At 28.5% G+C, this 4,421-nt stretch carries 2 protein-coding genes and 1 pseudogene; all 3 read left to right on the top strand.

Annotation, left to right across the window (positions count from 1 at the left end; translation table 11 throughout):
- Positions 1 to 849 precede the first annotated feature (849 nt).
- Positions 850 to 2,958 (top strand): annotated as a pseudogene (locus tag SMIDD26_RS08000) (glycosyl hydrolase family 28-related protein).
- Positions 2,942 to 3,688 carry a protein phosphatase 2C domain-containing protein gene (locus tag SMIDD26_RS11810; RefSeq protein ID WP_134990240.1) on the top strand — a complete coding sequence of 249 codons (747 nt, stop codon included), beginning with the start codon at positions 2,942 to 2,944 and terminating at the stop codon, positions 3,686 to 3,688. Before SMIDD26_RS08000 ends, SMIDD26_RS11810 begins: the two are co-directional and overlap by 17 nt.
- A 57-nt stretch (positions 3,689 to 3,745) precedes the next feature.
- The gene (locus SMIDD26_RS07980) at positions 3,746 to 4,387 is read left to right on the top strand and encodes a phosphate signaling complex PhoU family protein (protein WP_000945324.1); all 642 of its coding nucleotides are present in this window, start codon (positions 3,746 to 3,748) and stop codon (positions 4,385 to 4,387) included.
- The last annotated feature ends 34 nt before the right edge of the window (positions 4,388 to 4,421 follow it).

Genomic DNA, 4,421 nt, shown 5'->3' with positions numbered 1-4,421 from the left:
GAAAGTCCTATACTAAAATGAAATAAAAACAGGACAAATCAATCAGGATAGTCAAATTAATTTCTAGCAATATTTTAGAAGCAAAGGTGTACTCTTATAGTTTCAATATACTGTATGGTTTGAAATGAGATGTGAGCAATTTGGTGTAGCATTTAGAATTTTTATTAGGCATCATTTAGAAAATGTAGTGTCTTGTTCTAGTTTTCAATTCACCCTATTTTTTGAAAGACGCGAGTTTCCACGAATGAGGTTGTGGAAACTCGCGTCTTTCTTTTTTGTTTTCAGAATATTGTTCAAAGTTTTGAGACTATTTTTCATGTTCTAGTCATTCTTTTGAAATAATCTATAAAACACGTGTCTGCAATGATTTATATGTCCTATTCCAGTATTTTAGAAGAACTGCATCTATTTTTATAGAGCTTGAATCTAGCTTTTATAGAAAATCTATTTAAGAAATATATTGTATTGTTTTGATTTCAATCCGCTATATGAACGATATTCATGTAAATATACCTGGCGAATGCTTGCATGACAAGATATTTGTTCTTGTATTTATAAATTAGTATTTTACGAGATGTCAACATGCTTTAAATACAGTGAATAGGATATTTTTATGTTCAAGCTAAGAAAGATAGTAATCACTTTTGAATGGAAGGTTAAAGAATTATTAGAAGTATGGTTAGATATATAAATGGTCACGCTTTCACAATTTTGATATTTTATTGTGTTATTCCTTGACAATTTTGATTTAAAAATATATTATAAAGAAAATGACAGCGGTGTCATTTTCTGGTATGGAATTTATATGAATATTAAATTAGGACATAATATTTTTAATTGGAGGCTAATATGAAATCTTTTCAACAAAATGAGGTTTTCTCTATTCGTAAGTCTAAGGTGGGAGTTTGCTCAGTTCTCTTAGCGGTTTTATTTATTGGAACACAAAGTGTTTTAGCTAATGAAGTAGTTGGTGAAACTTCTTCGTCTAAAGATAATATGCAAATGAACTCTTTGTTGAGTAGCACATCTACATCATTATCTGCGGAACCCCATTCTGATACTCTCAGTCTTGATAACAATTCAAGTTTAAGTACTGATAATAATGGAGGAGTGAGTATTAATCAAAATAAACCTGATATAACAAATGATACTATGATGGGTAACATCTCTGGGATGGAAGTGAATACTATTTTAAGTACTAATCTGAACGAAGACGTAGCTTTGAATGTTAAAGATTATGGAGCAATAGGTGACGGGGTTAATGATGATCGTCAAGCAATTCAAGATACAATAGATGCTGCAGCTAAAGGACTAGGTGGAGGAAATGTATATTTTCCTGAAGGAACTTATTTAGTAAAAGAAATTGTTTTTTTAAAAAGTCATACACACTTAGAATTGAATGAGAAAGCTACAATTCTAAATGGTATAAATATTAAGAATCACCCTTCCATTGTTTTTATGACAGGTTTATTTACGGATGATGGTGCGCAAGTAGAATGGGGCCCAACAGAAGATATTAGTTATTCTGGTGGTACTATTGATATGAACGGTGCTTTGAATGAAGAAGGAACTAAAGCAAAAAATCTACCACTTATAAATTCTTCAGGTGCATTTGCTATTGGGAATTCAAATAACGTAACTATAAAAAATGTAACATTCAAGGATAGTTATCAAGGGCATGCTATTCAAATTGCAGGTTCGAAAAATGTATTAGTCGATAATTCTCGTTTTCTTGGTCAAGCTTTACCTAAAACTATGAAAGATGGGCAAATTATAAGTAAGGAGAGTATTCAGATTGAACCATTGACTAGAAAAGGTTTTCCTTATGCTTTGAATGATGATGGGAAAAAATCTGAAAATGTTACTATTCAAAATTCATATTTTGGTAAAAGTGATAAATCTGGAGAATTAGTAACAGCAATTGGTACACACTATCAAACATTGTCGACACAGAACCCCTCTAATATTAAAATTTTAAATAATCATTTTGATAACATGATGTATTCTGGTGTACGTTTTACAGGATTTACTGATATTTTAATTAAAGGAAATAGATTTGATAAGAAAGTAAAAGGAGAAAGTGTACATTATAGAGAAAATGGTGCAGCCTTAATAAATGCTTTTAGTTATAAAAATGTAAAAGATGAACTTGATTTAAATAAGAAAGTCGTTATTACTGAAAATACATTTTATATTTCTGATCCTAAAACAAAGGCTATTAGAGTAGCAAAAGATAGTGCAGAATATTTAGGAAAAGTATCAGATATTACTGTAACAAAAAATGTAAATTAATAATAATTCTAAGGAAACAGAACAACCAAATATTGAATTATTACGAGTTAGTGATAATTTAGTAGTCTCAGAGAATAGTATATTCGGTGGTAAAGAAGGAATTGTTATTGAGGATTCAAAGGGTAAAATAACCGTTTTAAATAACCAATTTTATAATTTATCCGGTAAGTATATATCATTCATCAAATCTAATGCAAATGGGAAAGAACCAGTTATACGTGATAGCGATGGTAATTTCAATATTGTAACGGAGAATGGGCTTTACAAAATTGTAACAAATAACTTAAGTGATAAAAACGAAAAAGAAAAAACAAAGAGGAAAAATTTAAAACGAGTTCATATGTGCATGAAAAACAATCTAATTCAAATAATGTAATTGATAGTAACCAGAAGAAAGGAGAGTTTAACTCAAGTAAAGATAATAGACAAATTAATGACAAGATCGACAATAAACAAGATAATAAGATAGAAGAAGTGAACCATAAAAAAGTTGGAGATGGCAGAGAAACTGAAAATCATATTAATAAATCTAAAGAAATAGTAGAGGTAAAACAAAAATTACCAAAGACTGGTTCGAACAAGATTATGGAACTATTCTTAACAGTGACAGGAATTGGTTTACTTTTGACACTAAAAGGGTTGAAGTATTATGGTAAAGATAAATAAAATTTGTTCGATACAAGGAAGTTCCGTAGAAAATGAGGATGCTGTAGGTTCACAAAATCAGTATTTTTGGATTATTGATGGAGCTACAGATTTATATAATTCTAAAGAGGAGATAGGTTATTCAGTCTCAGAAGTTGTACATATTTTATCAGAAAGTTTGTCGGTTAATTGTAAAAACTCAAAAACTCTTAAACAAATATTTGAAACTGCTTTACTCGAGGTTAAAGATGAAATCGGTTTAAACTCATATGAATTAACAGAGTATTATCGCTTACCAACATTTGCTTTTATATTTGCTAAACTTTCAGAAAAAAAGTTGGAGTATATGATGCTAGGTGACTGCGTCATGTTAGTAAACGAAATGGAAATAACTGATCATAGAGTAGATAACTTATTTGAAAAAGGGAAAAATGAGATAAAAGACTCAATTGGTACAAATAGTGTTTTAAATAAAAAAATTATTTTACAAAAAATCAGAAAATTATCTAATCAACCGAGTGGGTACTGGATAGGTTCGTTGGATGAGAGATTTTTAGACCATGCTATTATTAATCAAATAGATGTTACTAGTGAACAAATTGTTTTAATGAGCGATGGCTTTTATGAATTCTATCAAAATAATCAAAATAAAACTTTTGAAGAGTTAATTAAGATGAGATTTAATTCTTCTGCTATTGATCCAATCTATGGAAAGAAAGATGATGCAAGTATTGTAGTTATTGATGTTTGATATATTGTTTAAAATATTAATTGTTACTATTGAACTTTGTTAAGAAGAGGTACCTAAATGTTAAGGTTATATTTAGAAAATGAAATTATAGAATTATCAAATAATTTAGAGACCATTTGGGTATCTGTGCTTGATAAATATGAGAAGTTATTTGAATATTTATCAAATGAAGAACGAATAGAATTGATTAAAGAAGATTTAATCATAAATGAGTCAGTTCTAAATGTTGATAAAAAAGGATATGAGTTAATTTGTTTACAACATCCCGTTTCATATGACTTAAGAAGAATTATTAGTGTAATAAAAATATCAACTGACATTGAACGTATTGGGGATAGAATTGTTGAAATTTTAAAAAATCTACAGATTATTCAAAACAATGAAATTTTGAAGAAAATTATTTCAGAAATAAAAATACTTCATGAAGTTATCGGACTGCATATGAATAGGGCTATATCTTGTTATAGAGAGGAACAATCTGGATGTTTAGATATGGTTGTTATACAAAAACAGAATGAGATAGAAGAGCTTAGTATAAATATTGAAAAGAAAATAATGAATTATATATTTGAAGATGATGGGAACGTTTCTGAAGTAATTGGTGCTTTGGATATTATTCATCACCTTGATAAAATTGCTCATACTACGCAATCAATTTATAAATGGATAATGTATAGAAAATATGGGAACATAAATTAGAAAGAAAAATATATGAAAACAATTATTGATAATT

The sequence above is a fragment of the Streptococcus mitis genome (genome assembly GCF_001579035.1).
GTDB classification, from domain to species: Bacteria; Bacillota; Bacilli; order Lactobacillales; family Streptococcaceae; genus Streptococcus; species Streptococcus mitis_J.
This window is presented reverse-complemented; position numbering and strand designations above follow the sequence as displayed.